Source organism: Mycobacterium sp. 4D054, from assembly GCF_052245755.1.
Taxonomy (GTDB): Bacteria; Actinomycetota; Actinomycetes; order Mycobacteriales; family Mycobacteriaceae; genus Mycobacterium.
Window position 1 is genome coordinate 1 of the sequence record NZ_JBQQCF010000121.1, and the last position, 2179, is coordinate 2179.

The window sequence follows — 2179 nt, forward strand, 5'->3', positions numbered from 1 at the left end:
ACAATACCAGCGCACCGCCCACAGGATCACATCACCCTGGAAATGGCGCCACTTGAAATCCGTCATCGTTCCGTCCGTCCAATCTCCGCCAAGCATGCTCAAGCTTCACGATTTTTGCAACAGAGCCTGCAGTTTGATCCTGACGAGCCCAGCATGTCTGCGCCCACCTTCGCGGAACCTGACCAGGGTCCGCTAGCGGGCGGCCGGAAGGTGAATGCTAGGCATGATCTAACCCTCGGTCTCTGGCGTCGCGACTGCGAAATTTCGCGAGGGTTTCCGAGAAGGTGATTGCGCTTCGCAGATCTCCAGGCGCGTGGGTGCGGACGTAGTCAGCGCCATTGCCGATCGCGTGAAGTTCCGCCGCAAGGCTCGCTGGACCCAGATCCTTTACAGGAAGGCCAACGGTGGCGCCCAAGAAGGATTTCCGCGACACCGAGACCAATAGCGGAAGCCCCAACGCCGACTTCAGCTTTTGAAGGTTCGACAGCACGTGCAGCGATGTTTCCGGTGCGGGGCTCAAGAAAAATCCCATCCCCGGATCGAGGATGAGCCGGTCGGCAGCGACCCCGCTCCGTCGCAAGGCGGAAACCCGCGCCTCGAAGAACCGCACAATCTCGTCGAGCGCGTCTTCGGGTCGAAGGTGACCGGTGCGGGTGGCGATGCCATCCCGCTGCGCTGAGTGCATAACCACCAGCCTGCAGTCCGCCTCAGCAATATCGGGATAGAGCGCAGGGTCAGGAAATCCTTGGATATCGTTCAGGTAGCCCACGCCGCGCTTGAGCGCATAGCGCTGGGTTTCCGGTTGGAAGCTGTCGATTGAAACACGGTGCATCTGATCGGACAGGGCGTCTAAGAGCGGCGCAATACGTCTGATCTCATCGGCCGGCGATACAGGCCTCGCGTCCGGATGGCTGGCGGCCGGTCCGACATCCACGACGTCTGATCCGACTCGCAGCATTTCGATCGCCGCGGTGACAGCGCCGGCGGGGTCTAGCCGCCGGCTCTCATCGAAGAAGGAGTCCTCGGTGAGATTCAGAATGCCGAACACCGTCACCCTGCTGCGTAACATCGTTGCTGCTCCATAACATCAAACATCGACCCACGGCGTAACGCGCTTGCTGCTTGGATGCCCGAGGCATAGACTGTACAAAAAAACAGTCATAACAAGCCATGAAAACCGCCACTGCGCCGTTACCACCGCTGCGTTCGGTCAAGGTTCTGGACCAGTTGCGTGAGCGCATACGCTACTTGCATTACAGCTTACGAACCGAACAGGCTTATGTCCACTGGGTTCGTGCCTTCATCCGTTTCCACGGTGTGCGTCACCCGGCAACCTTGGGCAGCAGCGAAGTCGAGGCATTTCTGTCCTGGCTGGCGAACGAGCGCAAGGTTTCGGTCTCCACGCATCGTCAGGCATTGGCGGCCTTGCTGTTCTTCTACGGCAAGGTGCTGTGCACGGATCTGCCCTGGCTTCAGGAGATCGGAAGACCTCGGCCGTCGCGGCGCTTGCCGGTGGTGCTGACCCCGGATGAAGTGGTTCGCATCCTCGGTTTTCTGGAAGGCGAGCATCGTTTGTTCGCCCAGCTTCTGTATGGAACGGGCATGCGGATCAGTGAGGGTTTGCAACTGCGGGTCAAGGATCTGGATTTCGATCACGGCACGATCATCGTGCGGGAGGGCAAGGGCTCCAAGGATCGGGCCTTGATGTTACCCGAGAGCTTGGCACCCAGCCTGCGCGAGCAGCTGTCGCGTGCACGGGCATGGTGGCTGAAGGACCAGGCCGAGGGCCGCAGCGGCGTTGCGCTTCCCGACGCCCTTGAGCGGAAGTATCCGCGCGCCGGGCATTCCTGGCCGTGGTTCTGGGTTTTTGCGCAGCACACGCATTCGACCGATCCACGGAGCGGTGTCGTGCGTCGCCATCACATGTATGACCAGACCTTTCAGCGCGCCTTCAAACGTGCCGTAGAACAAGCAGGCATCACGAAGCCCGCCACACCGCACACCCTCCGCCACTCGTTCGCGACGGCCTTGCTCCGCAGCGGTTACGACATTCGGCTCTGTTGCAAAAATCGTGAAGCTTGAGCATGCTTGGCGGAGATTGGACGGACGGAACGATGACGGATTTCAAGTGGCGCCATTTCCAGGGTGATGTGATCCTGTGGGCGGTGCGCTGGTATTG

The 2179-nt window shown here is 60.3% G+C and carries 1 protein-coding gene and 1 pseudogene; one reads left to right on the forward strand and one right to left on the reverse strand.

Annotated features, from left to right (window positions below):
• Positions 1-217 precede the first annotated feature (217 nt).
• Positions 218-1069 carry a sulfonamide-resistant dihydropteroate synthase Sul1 gene (gene sul1 / locus ACTWP6_RS30110; protein ID WP_000946487.1) on the reverse strand — a complete coding sequence of 284 codons (852 nt, stop codon included), beginning with the start codon at positions 1067-1069 and terminating at the stop codon, positions 218-220.
• 101 nt (positions 1070-1170) lie between these two features.
• Here sul1 and intI1 point away from each other — a divergent pair.
• Positions 1171-2055: pseudogene (intI1, locus tag ACTWP6_RS30115) on the forward strand (class 1 integron integrase IntI1); the annotation flags it as partial.
• Between the last annotated feature and the right edge of the window lie 124 nt (positions 2056-2179).

Excerpts from the sequence above, each read along its gene's own strand:
- sul1 (WP_000946487.1), bottom strand. The coding sequence starts at position 1,069 with ATGTTACGCAGCAGGGTGACGGTGTTCGGCATTCTGAATCTCACCGAG.